Raw genomic sequence first — 16,643 nt, forward strand, 5'->3', positions numbered from 1 at the left:
ATTCCCCGCAGGCCGGAGAAGCCTTGCGCCACCGCCACATTTGTTCTACCTCACGGGCTTGAAAACTCCACATGACACGAGCATCCGATGACCCTAGTTGACACGCGCACGCCCGATCCGAAACGCCTCATTCCCGGTGCCACCGGCGACTGGGAAGTGATCGTTGGCATGGAGGTCCACGCCCAGGTGACGAGCAATTCGAAGCTCTTCTCCGGCGCCTCGACCACCTTCGGCAATGCGCCGAATTCCAACGTGTCGCTGGTGGATGCTGCCATGCCCGGTATGCTGCCCGTCATCAACGAGGAATGCGTCAAGCAGGCGGTTCGCACCGGCCTTGGCCTCAAGGCGCAGATCAACAAGCGTTCGATCTTCGACCGCAAGAACTACTTCTATCCGGACCTGCCGCAGGGCTACCAGATCTCCCAGTTCAAGGACCCGATCGTCGGCGAGGGCAAGATCACCATTTCGCTCGGACCGGACCGTCAGGGCCAGTTCGAGGACATCGAGATCGGCATCGAGCGCCTGCATCTGGAACAGGACGCCGGCAAGTCGATGCACGACCAGCATCCGACCATGTCCTATGTCGACCTCAACCGCTCGGGCGTCGCGCTGATGGAAATCGTCTCCAAGCCCGACATGCGCTCCTCGGACGAGGCCAAGGCCTACATGACCAAGCTCCGCTCGATCGTCCGCTACCTCGGCACCTGCGACGGCAACATGGACGAAGGCTCCATGCGTGCCGACGTCAACGTCTCCGTGCGCAAGCCGGGCGGCGAATTCGGCACGCGCTGCGAAATCAAGAACGTCAACTCCATCCGCTTCATCGGTCAGGCCATCGAATACGAGGCGCGCCGCCAGATCGCCATCCTGGAAGACGGCGGTGTGATCGAGCAGGAGACCCGCCTCTTCGATCCCAACAAGGGCGAGACACGCTCCATGCGCTCCAAGGAGGATGCGCACGATTATCGCTACTTCCCCGATCCGGATCTGCTGCCGCTCGAATTCGACGACGCCTTCATCGAGGAACTGAAGAAGGATCTCCCGGAACTGCCCGACGACAAGAAGGCCCGTTTCGTGCGCGAACTCGGCCTGTCGATCTACGATGCCTCCGTTCTGGTGTCGGAAAAGGCGATCGCCGACTATTTCGAGGAAGTCGCGGCCGGCCGTGACGGCAAGACGGCGGCGAACTGGGTCATCAACGACCTGCTCGGAGCGCTGAACCGTACCGGCAAGAGCATCGAGGAAACGCCGGTATCTCCGGCCCAACTCGGCGCGATCATCGACCTCATCAAGGCCGAGACCATCTCCGGCAAGATCGCCAAGGATCTCTTCGAGATCGTGTTGGCCGAGGGCGGCGATCCTGTCGAGATCGTGGAAACCCGCGGCATGAAGCAGGTGACCGATACCGGCGCCATCGAAAAGGCCGTCGACGAGATCATTGCCGCCAACCCGGATCAGGTCGAGAAGGTCAAGGCCAAGCCGACGCTCGCCGGCTGGTTCGTCGGACAGGTGATGAAGGCGACCGGCGGCAAGGCCAACCCGCAGGCCGTGCAGGCGCTGGTCAAGGCCAAGCTCGGCATCGAGGAGTAATCCCTTGTATTTCGTTCGCACCGCGAGCGAGCGTGACGTCGGGCAGGTGAGAACCCTGCTCGACGAAACTTTTCATGCGACCTACGATCCGTTCTACGGTGCCGACAGGGTGCGGCAGATGGTCGATGGCTGGCATTCCGCAAACGCCATTCGCGCGCGCATCGGCAAGCCTGGGGCAGAATTTCTCGTCGCCGATAGCGGCCGGGAGATCGGCGGCCTCGGCTATGCCGCCATGTATCCCAAGATGGCGAAGACCGTCATGCTGCATCAGCTCTATGTCCGGCCGTCCTGTCAGAACGAGGGGATCGGCCGCGACATCTTCGCGGAGTTGGAGACCTGCTTTCCCGAAGCTGAAATCATGCGGGTCGAGGTGGCGTTGCCGAATGTCCGGGCAATGTCCTTCTACGAGCGTCTCGGCTTTTCCGAGGTCGACCGCATGGAGGAGTGGGGCGCACCGAATTCCGGCCTGCCGGCGATCATCATGGAAAAACGGCTGGAGTTCTGATCCAGCCCGCACGACTGTTTTCCGGTGGCGCCTAGGGGCTTCGCGGGCGAAAATTGTCGTGCAAAATCCGTTGTCGTCACACAACCGTCCCGTAGCGCTCTATAGCTTCGCCAAAAACGGACGGGAAAGGAAGACCGCATGCAGGCGCCGGATATCACGATCAGGGAAGCAGATAGGCATGATGTGGCCGCCATTGCCGCCATCCTGGCGGCAGACACCCTCGGTGGCCATGGGGATTCGACGGACCCGGCTGCGCTTCCGGGCTATCTTGCCGCCTTCGACCGCATTGCCGCTTCCCCCTGCGAGACGCTCTATGTCGCCGAGCGGAACGGGGAGGTTGTCGCGACCTGCCAGACGCTGGCCACCACCACGCTGTCCGGCCGCGGCGGTACGTCGATGATCGTCGAAACCGTCTTCACCCGCCCGGATTGCCGGGGGCAGGGCATCGGGGCGATGATGATCCATCACTGCGTCGATCAGGCAAGACGTCAGGGCATGCGTCGCGTGCAACTGACATCCAATGCGGCGCGCAAGGATGCCCATCGTTTCTACGAACGGCTTGGTTTTACCCAGAGCCATCTCGGCTTCAAGCTGCAGCTGAAATGACCTTTCGTGCCTCGCGAATCACTAGACAACGGCGCTGCAAGGCTGCATAAGCGGAAGACGTTTTTAGCAAGCGCCTTGCCCGTCGGCAAAGCCCAAGGAAAAGACATGAAGCAGCTTCTGTTGGAACTTTTCACCTGGTGGAACGGTCAGACCATGGGAACGCGTTTCTTCACCTGGCGCCATGGCAAGCGCGTCGGCGAAGACGAGTTGGGAAATGTCTACTACGAGGGTGGTACCACGTCTTTCGGCCTTCCGCGCCGCTGGGTCATCTACAAGGGCTATGCCGACGCTTCCAAGATTCCGACCGGTTGGCATGGTTGGATGCACTACCGCACCGACGTGCCACCGACCAAGGAAGACTACAAGGCTCGTGAATGGCAGAAGCCGCACCGTCCGAACCAGACCGGCACCGCACTTGCCTATCGTCCGCCGGGCTCTCTCGCCGTCCCGGGCGAGCGTCCGCGGGTCACCGGCGACTATGACGCCTGGACGCCCGGCAACTGACACCCGATTTGGCCACAATTGGACTCTAGGGCCAAGGTTACGCGGCCCTTTTTCTTTATGGGTCGTCGGAAAACGAGAAGCGGGAGATTGGCGGATATGAAGCGTTCCGGGTTGGGCTCGGCCACTGGTGTCATCTGCGCGGCGGTCATGGCCGTCGGCGTCGTTGCTCTGGTCGGAAACGAGCCCGCGAGAGCGGCCCGCATCACCAATCCCGTGGCTGAATTCGCCGGCATCGACAAGATTACCGGACGCATCACGTCCTTCGACGTCTATATCGACGAGACCGTGCAGTTCGGTGCCCTTCAGGTCACGCCCAAGGTCTGTTATTCGCGCGACGAGACCGAGGCACAGAAGATCGATGCCTTCGTCGAGGTCGATGAAATCACCCTGGACCGCAAGATACGCCGCATCTTTTCCGGCTGGATGTTCGCCGACAGTCCGGCGCTCAACGCCGTCGAACACGCGATCTATGACGTCTGGCTGACCGGCTGCAAGCAGGCTTCGGACGTTCCGGCACCGCCAAAGACCAACTGAGCAGTTGCCCGAGGCCGGATTGGCGCCCTGGTACCGTCAGAAGGGCAGGGTCTCCGACTGCATCGCCTTGTCCAGCAGTTTCAGATAGTCTTCCTTCGGCACATCGATCGCGCCGAATGTCTTCAGGTGTTCGGTGGTGAACTGGGTATCGAGCAGGGTAAAACCGCGCGCCTTCAATCGCTCCACCAGATAAACCAGGCAAATCTTCGAGGCATTCGTCCGGCGTGAGAACATGCTCTCGCCGAAAAAGGCCGAGCCCAGCGATACGCCGTAGAGGCCTCCGACCAGTTCATCGCCTTCAAAGGCTTCGACCGAATGGGCATGGCCCAGCCGGTGGAGTGCGCCATAGAGTTCGCGGATTGTCTGGTTGATCCATGTGCTTGGGCGGTCTTCGACCTCCTCCGCGCATTTGGCGATCACGGTGTCGAAGGCCGTGTCGAAGCGGATGTCGAAGGGTTTCTGGCGGATGGCCTTGGCGAGGCTTTTGGAAACATGGAACTGCTCCAGCGGCAGGATGCCGCGCAGTTCCGGCTCGACCCAGAAGATCTCCGGATCGTCGGCCGCGTCCGACATGGGGAAGAGGCCGATGGAATAGGCGCGCAGCAGAAGTTCGGGGGTTATCCTCTGATCCCTGCTGCGGCGCCCTGCCATTCTTCTTTCACCTCATGCGGAGGTCCTGGCCAGATAATCTTCCAGCCAGTGGATGTCGTAATCGCCGTTCGCGATGTCCTGGTTGGCCACCAGGTCCTGGAAGAGCGGCAATGTGGTCTTGATGCCGTCCACGACGAATTCGTCGAGCACACGGCGCAGACGCATCATGCATTCGACACGGGTCCGTCCATGAACGATCAGCTTGCCGATCAGGCTGTCGTAATAGGGCGGAATCTTGTAGCCGGCATAGGCACCGGAATCGACGCGAACGCCAAGCCCGCCGGGAGCATGGAAATGCGTGATCGTGCCCGGTGAAGGAACGAACGTGCGCGGGTCCTCGGCGTTGATGCGGCACTCGATCGCATGGCCGGAGAAGGTGATCTCGTCCTGCGTGACGGAGAGGCCCGCGCCGGAGGCGACTCGGATCTGCTCATGCACCAGGTCGATGCCGGTGATGGCCTCGGTGATCGGATGTTCCACCTGCAGGCGGGTGTTCATTTCGATGAAATAGAACTCGCCGTTTTCATAGAGGAACTCGATCGTGCCGGCGCCCCGGTACTTCATCTTCTTCATGGCGTCGGCGCAGATCTTGCCGATCTTCATGCGTTGCTCGACGTTGAGCGCCGGGGAGTTCGCCTCTTCCCAGACCTTCTGGTGGCGGCGCTGCAGTGAGCAGTCGCGTTCGCCCAGATGGATCGCATTGCCTTCGCCGTCACCGACCACCTGGACTTCGATATGACGCGGCTTGCCGAGGTATTTTTCCATGTAGACGGCCGGGTTGCCGAAGGCCGCAGCCGCTTCCGTCCGTGCCGTATTGAAGGCCTCTTCCAGTTCGCCCTCGGTCTTGGCGACCTTCATGCCGCGGCCGCCGCCGCCTGCGGTTGCCTTGATGAGGACCGGGAAGCCGATCTTGCGGGCGGTTTCCAGGACATTTTCAGACGTGACCTCGCCATCGGAGCCCGGAACGACGGGGATACCGAGTTCGACGGCTGTCTGCTTGGCCGTGATCTTGTCGCCCATCAGGCGGATATGTTCGGCAGTCGGCCCGATGAAGGTGATGCCATGGGCTTCCAGGATGTCGGCGAACTTGGCGTTCTCGGACAGGAAGCCGTAGCCGGGATGCACGGCGTCAGCGCCAGTGATTTCGCAGGCCGCGACAATCTGATGGATGTTCAGATAGCTGTCACGCGACGGTGGCGGGCCTATGCACACGCTTTCGTCGGCCAGGCGGACATGCATCGCATCGGCGTCGGCCGTGGAGTGAACGGCAACGGTGGCGATGCCGAGTTCCTTGCAGGCACGCAGGACGCGCAGCGCGATTTCGCCGCGATTGGCTATGAGGATCTTGGAAATGGTGCTCATCGGCTTACTCGACGACGACCAGCGGCTCGCCATATTCGACCGGGCGACCATCTTCCACGAGGATCTCTACGACCTTGCCGGAGCGCGGTGCAGGGATCTGGTTCATGGTCTTCATGGCTTCGATAATCAGGAGGGTCTGGCCTTCCTTGACGATCGAGCCGACTTCGACGAAGGGACGGGCACCCGGTGCCGGGGCGAGATAGGCGGTGCCCACCATCGGAGCCGTCACGGCATTGGCAAGGTTGCGGGCCGGTTCGGCGACAGCTGCAGCTGTGGCAGCCGCAACGGGGGCGGCAGCCGGAGCCGCGACCTGGTACGACGGCATCTGCGGCATTGCCATCATCTGCGGTGCTGCCCGCGATACGCGGATGCGCAGGTCTTCCTGCTCGACTTCGATCTCGCTGAGATCCGTCTCGTTGAGGATGTTGGCCAGATCACGGATCAGAGCCTGATCGATTCCCGATTTCTTTTCAGCCATGGAATGGGGTCCTGTATTCTTGTTATTGCGTGATGTTCTTCAGCGCGTGCAGCGCCAGGATATAGCTATGGGGGCCGAAGCCGCAGATCATGCCCTTCGCGGCGGGCGCTATCATCGATTTATGGCGGAATTCCTCGCGCGCATGGATGTTGGAGATATGGACCTCCACCACCGGTATCGAAACGGCCCGGATCGCATCGTGGAGCGCGATCGATGTGTGGCCGTAGGCGCCGGGATTGATGGCGATGCCTGCGGCCTTGTCTCCGGCTTCGTGAATCCAGTCGACGAGTACGCCTTCATGATTCGATTGCCGGAAATCGACGGCGAAGCCGAGTTCATTTCCGGCCGTCTTGCAGTCCGTCTCGATATCGGCAAGCGTCTTGCCGCCGTAGATCCCGGGCTCCCGCTTGCCGAGGGCATTGAGATTAGGGCCGTTCAGGACGTAAATGATCTTGCTCATAGGCGGTTCCGTCGACTTTCAACCGCCTCCTATAGACTGGCAGACCCGCAAGGGAAAGCCCCTTCCGGGCAAACGACGGAGCGTTCCCCCGGAAAACACGGGATGCGAGCGGAGAAGGCGGCGTTGACGCCCGTCAGCAGGTGGCCTTGCCGCAGGTGCGGACATTGGCAAGCTTCTGTTCGATCGCCTCGGAGCCGATGGCGCCGAACACGGCCTCGTTGCCGACGATGTAGGACGGTGTGCCGGTGATGCCGAGGCTGGTGGCCAGCTGGTAGGCTTCCTTCACCTGGTCGTCATTGGGGCTTGCCGCCATCTTCGCGCGGATCTGCTCCTCGCTCACGCCGAGCGAGGCGGCGACGTCGAGGGCGGCCTGTTCGTCCGCGCGTCCCTTGCCACCGAGGAGAGCGCGGTGGAAGTCGCCGTATTTTTCAGGTGCGATCTGGCGGAATGCGTAGGAGACCTTGTGCGCGGCGAGCGAATCCGGTCCGAGGATCGGGAATTCCTTGAGCACGAAACGCACATTCTTGTCCTTCGACAGGATGTCGTCCATGTCGGAGAGCGCCCGCTTGCAGTAACCGCAGTTGTAGTCGAAGAACTCGACCACAGTCACGTCGCCCTTCGGATTGCCGAGCGAGATGTCGTGCTCGGAGGAGAACAGCGCATCCTTGTTGTCGCCGACGGCGGCCGAGGCCTGCTGCTGGCGCGCCTCGTACTGCTTCTTTTCGAGAGCGTCCTGCACGTCCAGCATGATTTCCGGGTTGGCGATCAGGTATTCCTTGATGAATTCGCCGATTTCCTTCTTCTCGGCGTCATCGAGTGCGAGCGCGGCTGTCGGCAGTATCGCCGGCAGGATGACGAGCGCCGTCGCGGCGAGATTCCTGAACGTCAGGGTCATGTCTTTCCTCTTGATCCTTTTCCGCCGCAGCGGTGTCTGGCTGTCGGAGCGCTTGTCGGGGGAGCGCTGCGTTGTGCAATAGCGTAGCGGCGGCCCATGGCAAGGGAAATCGGAAAAATGGCCGCAGCGTCGCGCTCTCACCATTGTGAACACCGGAATAATGCGGCAAATGTCTGGCGCCCAGAAGAAAGAGTTGAAGACGTGATTTCCATTTCCAGACGCAGTGCAGTCGAGCCCTTCCATGCCATGGATGTCCTTGCCGAGGCGACGAGACGGCGCCAGGCCGGTGCGCCTGTCATCTCCATGGCTGTCGGCCAGCCGGGCCATCCTGCGCCCCAGGCAGCACTGGCCGCGGCCCGCGAAGCGCTTGCCCACGGACGTATCGGCTACACCGACGCGCTCGGCCTCCTCGAACTCAGGGAAAAGCTGGCCGGTTACTACCGGCGTCGCCACGGCGTCTCGCTCGACCCCTCCCGGATCGCCGTCACGACGGGGTCCTCGGCGGGCTTCAATCTCGCCTTCCTGACGCTCTTTGATGCGGGCGATGCGGTCGCGATCGCAAGGCCCGGCTATCCTGCCTATCGGGCCATCCTTTCGGCGCTTGGCCTCAAGGTGGTGGAAGTTCCGGTCAATGCCGGCACCGGCTTCACTCTGACGCCGGAAAGCCTGGAGGCGGCCCAGAGGGAAGCCGGGCTGCGCCTCAAGGGCGTTCTGCTCGCAAGCCCTGCCAACCCCACGGGCACGGTGACCAGCCCCGCGCAATTGCGCGCGGTCTACGATTATTGCAAGGGGCAGGGTATCAGCCTGATCTCCGACGAGATCTATCACGGCCTCACCTACGCCGGCGAAGAAGCGACGGCGCTCGAATTCGGCAATGAGGCCATCATCATCAACTCCTTCTCGAAATATTACTGCATGACCGGTTGGCGGATCGGCTGGATGGTCCTTCCGGAAGAGGCGGTCAGGCCGATGGAGTGTCTGGCGCAAAGCCTCTATATCTCCGCGCCGGAGCTCTCGCAGGTGGCCGCGATTGCCGCCCTGGAGGCCGGGGGGGAACTGGAGCATTACAAGGCGAGTTGTGCCGCAAATCGCGAGTTTCTGCTGAAGCGCCTGCCCGAACTCGGCATGCCCTTGCTTTCGCCGATGGATGGCGCCTTCTACGCTTACGTCGACGTGTCCCGCTTCACCAATGACAGCATGGCTTTTGCGCGCCGTATGCTGGCGGAAATCGATGTAGCGGCGACGCCCGGCATGGATTTCGATCCTGTCGACGGCCATCTTGCGCTGCGCATGTCCTATGCCGGAACCATGACTGAAATGGTCGAGGCCACCGACCGTATCGCCCGCTGGATTACCTAAAAGAGTCAGCATTCAAGGCGTTACCGCCGTTTCCGGACTCATTTTGTGAGGCTGTTTTGCTAGCACAAGCCTGAATAAAGAAAAGGCCCCGCATTGCGGGGCCTTTTTTGTTCTGTTCATTCGCCGGCTTCGGCTCAGAAGAAGCCGCGCTTCTGCCACCAGCCGCCCTTTTTCGGCTTCGGCGGCTCTTCGCCATCTTCGGACGACTTTTGGGACGTTACGACCGGTTCGGAGGAGGTCAGGTTCGATCCGCGATTGGCGCGAGCCGGCTTGGCTTCATCCGGGATCTCGGCCGTCTCCGCGGCGTCTTCCTGGGGCTCTTCCGCCGCTTCTACCGGAACATCCGCGGTGGCTTCCTGCTCTTCCGCGATTTCCGGCAAGGGAGCGGGCGTTTCCGCCGCAATGACCGGCTCCTCGACAGGGGAGGCGGTGACCTTGGCCTTGCGGCTCCGGCGCGGCTTCGGCGCCACCGGCTCCTCGGCGGATTCGACTGCCGCCATGGCAGCGGGCTCCTCGGCCGCGCTCTGCTCGGCGATGTCCTCGATCAGTGCGGCTTCGGTGTCGGAATCGTCGGCCTCGCCTTCGTCATCCGTTTCGCCGGATGCCTCGGCGCCTTCCTCGCCCGGACGGTTGCGACGACCGCCGCGCTTGCCGCGACGGCGGCGCTTGCGCTTCTGGCTATCGTCACCGGAGGTTTCGCCATTGGCGTCGGTGGCCTCGACGGCTGCGTCGGACGCACCTTCCTCGTCGCCTTCATCCTCGGCGCCATCGCCTTCGTCGGAAAGGCCGTCCTCATCGCCATCGCCGGCCGATGCCGCAAGGTTGCCCTGGCCCTGGCCGTTCTTGTTACGGCGGCGGCGACGGCGCTTGCGCTTGCGGCCGCCCTGCTGCTCTTCGCCGTTCCCGTTGGTCGAGGGCTGCGCTGCCGAAGCGGCTGCAACGACTTCCTCTTCCTCTTCGTCCTCCGGTTCCGGCACGTATTCGTCTTCCTCCGGCTCCGGCAGAAGCTGCATCAGGCTTTCGATCCTGACCGGATTGGCGACGGCTTCGCCGCGGTCGATGGCGAAATGCTGGTGCCCGACCGATTCGTCGGAATCGATGGTGATCGTCACCCCGAACCGGCGCTCGTAATCGACGATCGTGCCGCGCTTCTGGTTGAGCAGGTAGAGAGCGGTTTCCGGCGTCGTGCGCACGGTAATGTCGTGGGTCGTGCTTTTGAGCAGGAACTCCTCGACACCGCGGAGCACATGCAGGGCAACCGACGACTGAGAGCGGATGAGACCGGTGCCGCCGCAATGCGGGCAAAGCTGGGTCGTCGATTCGAGAACCGAAGCGCGGATACGCTGGCGCGACATTTCGAGCAGGCCGAAATGCGATATCCGGCCGACCTGAATGCGGGCGCGGTCGTTCTTGAGGCAGTCCTTGAGCTTCTTCTCGACGGCGCGGTTGTTGCGCTTTTCTTCCATGTCGATGAAGTCGATGACGATCAGACCGGCAAGGTCGCGCAGGCGAAGCTGCCGCGCCACTTCTTCCGCCGCTTCAAGATTGGTCTGCAGCGCGGTGTCTTCGATCGAGTATTCCCGCGTCGAGCGGCCGGAGTTGACGTCGATCGCAACCAGCGCTTCGGTCTGGTTGATGATGATGTAACCGCCGGATTTCAGTGTCACCTGCGGCTGCAGCATGCGGTCGAGCTGGGCTTCGATGCCGGAGCGAGAGAAGATCGGGTGAAGATCGCGATAGGGCTGAACCACCTTAGCGTGGCTCGGCATCAGCATCTTCATGAAGTCTTTCGCTTCGCGATAGCCTTCCTCGCCGGCGACGATGATCTCGCTGATATCCTTGTTGTAGAGGTCGCGAATCGAACGCTTGATGAGCGATCCTTCTTCATAGACGAGGCAGGGAGCCGTCGAATTGAGCGTCAGGGTGCGGACGTTTTCCCAAAGACGCATCAGATATTCGAAGTCGCGCTTGATCTCGACGCGGGTACGGTTTGCGCCGGCGGTGCGGAGAATGACGCCCATGCCCTGCGGCACGTCCAGCTCGCGGGCGATTTCCTTGAGGCGCTTGCGGTCCTGCGGATTGGTGATCTTGCGGGAAATGCCACCGCCGCGCGCCGTGTTCGGCATCAGCACGGAATAACGGCCGGCCAACGACAGGTAGGTGGTCAGCGCCGCACCCTTGTTGCCGCGCTCTTCCTTGGCGACCTGCACCAGCAAGATCTGCCGGCGCTTGATAACTTCCTGAATGCGGTATTGCTTGCGCGGCTTGCGTATGACGCGGTCCGGAACCTCTTCCATCGCGTCTTCGGCGCCGACGGATTCGATCTCTTCCTTCTCCTCGACGTGATCGTCGTCATCGTCGTCGAAATCGTCGTCGCGGCCCCGGCGGCCATCCGCATCCTCGGAGATTTCGTCCATGTCGACCATCGCCGCCATGGTGTCGCTGCCGCCTTCGTCTTCGGAGGAGGCTTCGGCAGCCTGCGCTTCCGGCTCGGCAGTCTTCTTGGCGCGCGGCTTGCGGGTGCGCTTCGGCTTCGCCTTGGGCTCCGGCGCTTCCTCGGCAACGGCTTCCGCCGCAACCTCTTCCGTCTTGATTTCGGACTGTTCGTTATCGGCGGCCGTAGCGGCTTCTATCGTTTCGATGACCGAAGCAATGCCGGTATCGGGCTGGTCCTGGGTGGAAAGATCGACCGGAGCCGGCAAAGGCTCGTCGCCCTCGACGTCGTTCTCCTTGCGATGCTCCTCGGCCTCGGCGTGGAGGAGGGCCTGCCTGTCGGCGAGCGGGATCTGGTAGTAGTCCGGATGGATTTCTGCAAAGGCCAGAAAGCCGTGGCGATTGCCGCCGTAATCGACGAAGGCCGCCTGGAGCGAGGGTTCGACCCGGGTCACCTTGGCGAGATAGATATTGCCTCTGATCTGCTTCTTGTGCTGTGACTCGAAATCGAATTCTTCAATGCGGTTACCGCGTACGACAACAACGCGCGTCTCTTCTTCGTGAGACGCGTCTATTAACATTTTGTCTGCCATTTAAGCTGTGCTCCTCGGCGCTGCCGAAAAGGAGATCACCCGCTCGCTGTACTATGGTGCGGATGGTGCTTTGCGGGCTTTGCGCCGGATATAAAGGTCTCCGTCCGGAGGAGTGTGCTGCGAGCAATTGAACGGCTTTCGGGAGACTGAGGTGTCCCGGCTCGCCCAATTTGTTCAATCCCTGCTGCAACGACATTAATGACCGAACGAAAACGACAATGACATAGGCCCCTCGGGACCCGATGAGTGCTCTGGTGAAGAGCTTTTGGTGGAAGCCACCTGTTACAGGTGCCGGCCGGGCCGGCGTGTTGAACCAGTTTCAGGACAAAAGTGCAGAAACGGCGGATGAATGTCCGGCTAACCAGGCGCCAAGTCCTTGCAAGGTTGGCAGCCGCTGCGGCGATTCTATCCCGTGGGCACTCTTAACCCTCATGTGCGTTGTATGTTTTCTCTGTCACAATAGCAAGGGGAAACGGAATTATGCCATAATATCGATTGATTAGCGGGCAAGACTGCCAACCGGTCGATTCTATACCTGGATACGGCCACGCGCATTGCTGGGGACAATGGCGGCGGACGGTCGGAAACCCGGTTGAACGCCGGTCGATTTTGATGGTTTACAAGGTTGTGGCGGATCGCGGCGGCATGGTGATCCGCGGCGATCGTGACGGGGAAACGGATTGTCAGTCATTCGAACCTTTGCAGGCCGGTTCCTGCCCGCTTTCGGTCCAGGTCGGGCCGGGTTCCTCAGGGGCTTACGGCTGGCTGCCGTCGTGGCGCTTTTTGCCGGTGCCGGGGCCGATGCGATGGCCGTACAGGCCGGGCAGGGCGATCCTTTGCTCGCCTATGCCGCACGCATTGCCGGCGACCGTGCCCGCACCCGCATCGTCATCGATTTCGATCGCAAGCCCGATGTCGAGGTTCGCTATATGGCGAAGCCGGACAGGATTGTGGTCGACATGCCGGCAACCGCGTTTACTTTCCCGAATGCGGACCTGAAACCGACCGGCCTTTTCCGCGATATCCGTTTCGGCGCGATGGATGCGAATTCCGCGCGTCTGGTGCTGACGGCTGAGCGACCGGCGAAGCTTGCGGCCGCGGAGATCAAGGAAGACGAGGGCGGCAACGGTTACCGGTTGGTGCTCGACGCGGAAATGGTGTCGCAACCGGATTTCGATGCTCTCGTCGCCTCCCAGTCCTGGGCGGTCGGGGCAACGGCCAAGGCGGACCTGCGCGGCGATCGCGTCGCGGCTCCCGATCCTGCGGAAGATGACGATTTCGTGATCGCGATCGACGCGGGACACGGCGGCATCGATGCGGGGGCTGCCGGCGCAGAGACGAAGACGCCCGAAAAGGAGATCACGCTTGCCTTCGCAAGGGCGCTGGCGGAGCGGCTGAAGAACGAAAAGGGGATCAAGGCGTTTCTGACACGCGAGGGCGACGAGTTTCTGTCGCTGTCGGAGCGCGTCACCATCGCCCGCCAGCATAAGGCCGATCTGCTGATTTCCTTTCATGCCGACACGCTGCGCCAGAGCGGCATTCGCGGCGCCACGGTCTACACGATTTCCGATACGGCTTCCGACCACATGGCAGCGGCGCTGGCGGAGCGAGAAAACCTCTCCGATGCGGTCGCCGGCGTCGATCTGACGAGTGAGCCGACCGAGGTCACCGATATCCTGCTCGATTTGACGCGGCGCGAGACACAGGCGTTCTCCGTCTCGCTGGCGAATGCCGTCATCGGCTCTTTCGAGGGGCAGGTGCAGCTTATCAACAATCCGCATCGCTCCGCCGGTTTCAGGGTTTTGCAGGCTCACGATGTCCCCTCGATCCTGCTGGAACTCGGGTTTCTTTCCAACAAGGATGATGAGAAGTTGTTGCTCGATCCCCAGTGGCGCGAGAAGATCGCGACATTGCTGGCCGATGCGATCAGGCGCTATCGGGCGCCGGTCGTCGCCAATGGCGGCTAGGTCCGCCATCCTGTGGGTGAAACGGGGGGAAGGGGATGCGGCCCTATTTTCCTCACAATCGGGCCGTTACTCGCAAATGAAGCGGCGATTGCCTTGATGCGCAGGAATCAATGCTTGTCGCTGTGTCTTGCCAAGCTGGGCACGACGTGCAAAACGCCACGGCATGTGCGATGCTTGCCATTGCGCTCCGAACCGAAGTCATCGCGGTAGCTCGAATATGATCAGACTGATTGGATATTTCTTCGGACTGGCATCCGTCCTCGCCCTCGGCGTCGCGGCTGCCGCTGCCATTTATCTGGCCGGCGTGACGAAGGATCTTCCCGACTATGAAGTCCTGTCGAGCTATGCGCCACCGGTGACAACGCGATTCCATGCCGGTAACGGCGCCCTCATGGCGGAATATGCGCGCGAGCGGCGGCTGTTCTTGCCGATCCAGGCGATTCCGGACCGCGTCAAGGCGGCCTTCCTTTCCGCCGAGGACAAGAACTTCTACAATCACCCGGGCGTCGACATCTACGGTCTCGGTCGCGCCATCCTCGTCAACCTGCAGAATTTCGGCTCCGGCCGCCGCCCCGTTGGCGCTTCGACGATCACCCAGCAGGTCGCCAAGAACTTCCTCCTGTCGGCGGACCAGACGATCGACCGCAAGGTGAAGGAAGCCATTCTGTCCTTCCGCATCGAGCAGACCTATTCGAAGGACAAGATCCTCGAACTTTATCTGAACGAGATCTTCTTCGGCATGAATGCCTACGGCATCGCCGGCGCGGCTCTGACCTATTTCGACAAGTCGGTGACGGAGCTGACGATCGCCGAAACCGCCTATCTCGCCTCCCTGCCCAAGGGGCCGTCCAACTATCATCCGTTCCGCCACACCGAAGCCGCTCTCGAGCGCCGCAACTGGGTCATCGATCGCATGGTGGAGAACGGTTTCGTCTCCCATGACGACGGCGAGGAAGCCAAGAAGCAGCCGCTCGGCGTCACGCTGCGCCGTTCCGGCTCTTACCTGTTTGCCTCGGATTATTTCTCCGAGGAAGTGCGCCGCCAGATCATCGAGAAATACGGCGACAAGGCGCTCTACGAGGGCGGTCTGTCGGTGCGGACCTCGCTCGATCCGAAAATTCAGATCGCCGCACGCAAGGCGTTGCAGGACGGTCTGCTGAGCTATGACGAACGGCGCGGTTATCGCGGCCCCGTCAAGACTATCGATATGGCCGGCGACTGGGGCGTGGAACTGTCCAAGATCGATGGCCTGAGCGATGTCCCGGAATGGAAACTCGCCGTCGTCCTCGAGACTTCCGCGTCGCGGGTCGACATCGGCCTGCAGCCGGCCAAGGCGGCCGACGGCAAGGTCGGAGCCGACCGCCAGACCGGCCGTATTGCCGCCGAGGACATGGACTGGGCCTATCGCTCGGCAACCGGCGACCGCAAGACGGCCAAGTCGCCGGAAGGCGTCCTGAAGCCGGGCGACGTCGTTTATGTCGAAGCTCTCGGGGATGCCAAGCCGGGCAGCTATCGGCTGCGCCAGCCGCCGAAAGTTCAGGGCGGACTTGTCGCCATGGATCCCCATACCGGCCGCGTGCTCGCCATGGTCGGCGGCTTCTCCTATGCCCAGTCGGAATTCAACCGCGCGACCCAGGCCATGCGTCAGCCGGGCTCCTCCTTCAAGCCGTTCGTCTATGCCGCCGCGCTGGACAATGGCTATACTCCGGCTTCCGTTATCATGGACGCGCCGATCGAGTTCGTGTCCGGCGGCCAGGTCTGGAGACCGCAGAACTACGGTGGCGGTTCTGCCGGCCCCTCGACGCTTCGTCTCGGCATCGAGAAGTCGCGTAACCTGATGACGGTTCGCCTTGCCAATGACATGGGCATGAACCTCGTTGCTGAATATGCGGAGCGCTTCGGCATCTACGACAAGATGAACCCGGTTCTCGCCATGTCGCTCGGCTCCGGCGAAACGACGGTACTGCGCATGGTGTCGGCCTATGCCGTGCTGGCCAACGGCGGCAAGCAGATCAAGCCGACGCTCATCGACCGTATCCAGGACCGCTACGGCAAGACGATCTTCCGTCACGAAGAGCGCACCTGCGAGGGCTGCAATGCGGACGAGTGGCAGAACCAGGAAGAGCCGACCGTTGTCGACAACCGCGAGCAGGTCCTCGATCCGATGACCGCCTATCAGATTACCTCCATCATGGAGGGCGTCATTCAGCGGGGCACGGCTGCCGGCAAGATCAAGCTCGACCGTCCCGTCGCCGGCAAGACCGGCACGACCAACGACGAAAAGGACGCCTGGTTCGTCGGGTATACTCCGGATCTGGTGGCTGGCCTTTATATCGGCTTCGACAATCCTGCACCGCTCGGCCGTGGCGCGACTGGCGGCTCGATGTCCGCTCCGATTTTCAACGAATTCATGCAGGTAGCCGTCGCCGGCACGCCGCCGGGCATGTTCCACATTCCGGAAGGCATGAGCCTTATCCCGATCAACCGGAAGACCGGGATGCTGGCCGCGGAAGGCGATCCCGACACCATCGTCGAAGCCTTCAAGCCGGGCACCGGCCCGGCCGACACCTTCTCCGTCATCGGTATGGACGGTTATGTCGCGCCGGAAGAGATCCTCAGGGATTCGCCACAGGCCAACCAGGCCGTAACCTCCGGTTCCGGCGGCCTGTTCTGATCCGTCTCCAGATCCTGAATGCCGAGGCCGCC

The 16,643-nt window shown here is 61.9% G+C and carries 14 protein-coding genes; 8 read left to right on the plus strand and 6 right to left on the minus strand.

Translation table 11 applies throughout. The features are described 5' to 3' along the window. The first annotated feature begins 87 nt into the window (after positions 1–87). The 5 genes from gatB to J5N58_RS11995 all read left to right on the plus strand — a co-directional run bounded on the left by gatB (position 88) and on the right by J5N58_RS11995 (position 3,739). A complete protein-coding gene (gatB, locus tag J5N58_RS11975) occupies positions 88–1,590 on the plus strand; it encodes an Asp-tRNA(Asn)/Glu-tRNA(Gln) amidotransferase subunit GatB (RefSeq protein WP_113338808.1) in 1,503 nt (500 codons plus the stop codon). 4 nt (positions 1,591–1,594) lie between these two features. Further along, complete coding sequence (locus tag J5N58_RS11980) at positions 1,595–2,095, plus strand: GNAT family N-acetyltransferase (protein WP_112828884.1); 501 nt, start codon at positions 1,595–1,597, stop codon at positions 2,093–2,095. 138 nt (positions 2,096–2,233) lie between these two features. Further along, the gene (locus tag J5N58_RS11985; RefSeq protein WP_113425965.1) at positions 2,234–2,701 is read left to right on the plus strand and encodes a GNAT family N-acetyltransferase; all 468 of its coding nucleotides are present in this window, start codon (positions 2,234–2,236) and stop codon (positions 2,699–2,701) included. 105 nt (positions 2,702–2,806) lie between these two features. Continuing rightward, positions 2,807–3,205 (plus strand): NADH:ubiquinone oxidoreductase subunit NDUFA12, encoded by a 399-nt coding sequence (locus tag J5N58_RS11990; RefSeq protein WP_112828882.1) that lies wholly within the window; start codon positions 2,807–2,809, stop codon positions 3,203–3,205. 147 nt (positions 3,206–3,352) lie between these two features. Continuing rightward, entirely contained in the window at positions 3,353–3,739 is a 387-nt protein-coding gene (locus J5N58_RS11995) for a DUF2155 domain-containing protein (RefSeq protein WP_244710968.1), read from the plus strand. A gap of 36 nt (positions 3,740–3,775) precedes the next feature. On the opposite strand, the gene aat is transcribed toward J5N58_RS11995, so the two are convergent. From aat to J5N58_RS12020, 5 genes are all read right to left on the minus strand, one after another. Continuing rightward, positions 3,776–4,390: a leucyl/phenylalanyl-tRNA--protein transferase gene (gene aat / locus J5N58_RS12000; protein WP_112828880.1), complete on the minus strand. Its 615-nt coding sequence runs from the start codon at positions 4,388–4,390 to the stop codon at positions 3,776–3,778. Between the two features lie 12 nt (positions 4,391–4,402). Beyond that, positions 4,403–5,752 carry an acetyl-CoA carboxylase biotin carboxylase subunit gene (accC, locus tag J5N58_RS12005; RefSeq protein WP_113425964.1) on the minus strand — a complete coding sequence of 450 codons (1,350 nt, stop codon included), beginning with the start codon at positions 5,750–5,752 and terminating at the stop codon, positions 4,403–4,405. 4 nt (positions 5,753–5,756) lie between these two features. Next, a complete protein-coding gene (gene accB / locus J5N58_RS12010; RefSeq protein WP_112828878.1) occupies positions 5,757–6,230 on the minus strand; it encodes an acetyl-CoA carboxylase biotin carboxyl carrier protein in 474 nt (157 codons plus the stop codon). 22 nt (positions 6,231–6,252) lie between these two features. Continuing rightward, positions 6,253–6,690 carry a type II 3-dehydroquinate dehydratase gene (aroQ, locus tag J5N58_RS12015; protein WP_113486784.1) on the minus strand — a complete coding sequence of 146 codons (438 nt, stop codon included), beginning with the start codon at positions 6,688–6,690 and terminating at the stop codon, positions 6,253–6,255. A gap of 133 nt (positions 6,691–6,823) precedes the next feature. Further along, on the minus strand, positions 6,824–7,585 hold the full coding sequence (locus tag J5N58_RS12020; protein WP_244710900.1) for a DsbA family protein: 762 nt from the start codon (positions 7,583–7,585) through the stop codon (positions 6,824–6,826). A 201-nt stretch (positions 7,586–7,786) separates the two neighbouring features. Here J5N58_RS12020 and J5N58_RS12025 point away from each other — a divergent pair, with 201 nt between their 5' ends. Continuing rightward, on the plus strand, positions 7,787–8,944 hold the full coding sequence (locus tag J5N58_RS12025) for a pyridoxal phosphate-dependent aminotransferase (RefSeq protein ID WP_244710902.1): 1,158 nt from the start codon (positions 7,787–7,789) through the stop codon (positions 8,942–8,944). Positions 8,945–9,078: 134 nt separating this feature from the next. Here the strand turns inward: J5N58_RS12025 and J5N58_RS12030 are convergent, their stop codons facing one another. Next, on the minus strand, positions 9,079–11,970 hold the full coding sequence (locus tag J5N58_RS12030) for a ribonuclease E/G (protein ID WP_244710904.1): 2,892 nt from the start codon (positions 11,968–11,970) through the stop codon (positions 9,079–9,081). 806 nt (positions 11,971–12,776) lie between these two features. Between J5N58_RS12030 and J5N58_RS12035 the strand changes: the two genes are divergently transcribed. Next, positions 12,777–13,937 (plus strand): N-acetylmuramoyl-L-alanine amidase, encoded by a 1,161-nt coding sequence (locus J5N58_RS12035; RefSeq protein WP_112828940.1) that lies wholly within the window; start codon positions 12,777–12,779, stop codon positions 13,935–13,937. Between the two features lie 217 nt (positions 13,938–14,154). Beyond that, the gene (locus tag J5N58_RS12040) at positions 14,155–16,611 is read left to right on the plus strand and encodes a penicillin-binding protein 1A (protein WP_113438974.1); all 2,457 of its coding nucleotides are present in this window, start codon (positions 14,155–14,157) and stop codon (positions 16,609–16,611) included. The last annotated feature ends 32 nt before the right edge of the window (positions 16,612–16,643 follow it).

This window comes from Paenirhizobium cremeum, assembly GCF_022884085.1.
In the GTDB taxonomy this organism is placed as follows: domain Bacteria; phylum Pseudomonadota; class Alphaproteobacteria; order Rhizobiales; family Rhizobiaceae; genus Allorhizobium; species Allorhizobium cremeum.

Coding starts and splice junctions, on each gene's coding strand:
- accB (WP_112828878.1), bottom strand. CDS start 6,230: ATGGCTGAAAAGAAATCGGGAATCGATCAGGCTCTGATCCGTGATCTG.
- J5N58_RS12040 (WP_113438974.1), top strand. CDS start 14,155: ATGATCAGACTGATTGGATATTTCTTCGGACTGGCATCCGTCCTCGCC.
- J5N58_RS12035 (WP_112828940.1), top strand. CDS start 12,777: ATGGCCGTACAGGCCGGGCAGGGCGATCCTTTGCTCGCCTATGCCGCA.
- gatB (WP_113338808.1), top strand. CDS start 88: ATGACCCTAGTTGACACGCGCACGCCCGATCCGAAACGCCTCATTCCC.
- J5N58_RS12020 (WP_244710900.1), bottom strand. CDS start 7,585: ATGACCCTGACGTTCAGGAATCTCGCCGCGACGGCGCTCGTCATCCTG.
- accC (WP_113425964.1), bottom strand. CDS start 5,752: ATGAGCACCATTTCCAAGATCCTCATAGCCAATCGCGGCGAAATCGCG.
- J5N58_RS11985 (WP_113425965.1), top strand. CDS start 2,234: ATGCAGGCGCCGGATATCACGATCAGGGAAGCAGATAGGCATGATGTG.
- J5N58_RS12030 (WP_244710904.1), bottom strand. CDS start 11,970: ATGGCAGACAAAATGTTAATAGACGCGTCTCACGAAGAAGAGACGCGC.
- J5N58_RS11995 (WP_244710968.1), top strand. CDS start 3,353: ATGGCCGTCGGCGTCGTTGCTCTGGTCGGAAACGAGCCCGCGAGAGCG.
- J5N58_RS11990 (WP_112828882.1), top strand. CDS start 2,807: ATGAAGCAGCTTCTGTTGGAACTTTTCACCTGGTGGAACGGTCAGACC.
- aat (WP_112828880.1), bottom strand. CDS start 4,390: ATGGCAGGGCGCCGCAGCAGGGATCAGAGGATAACCCCCGAACTTCTG.
- aroQ (WP_113486784.1), bottom strand. CDS start 6,690: ATGAGCAAGATCATTTACGTCCTGAACGGCCCTAATCTCAATGCCCTC.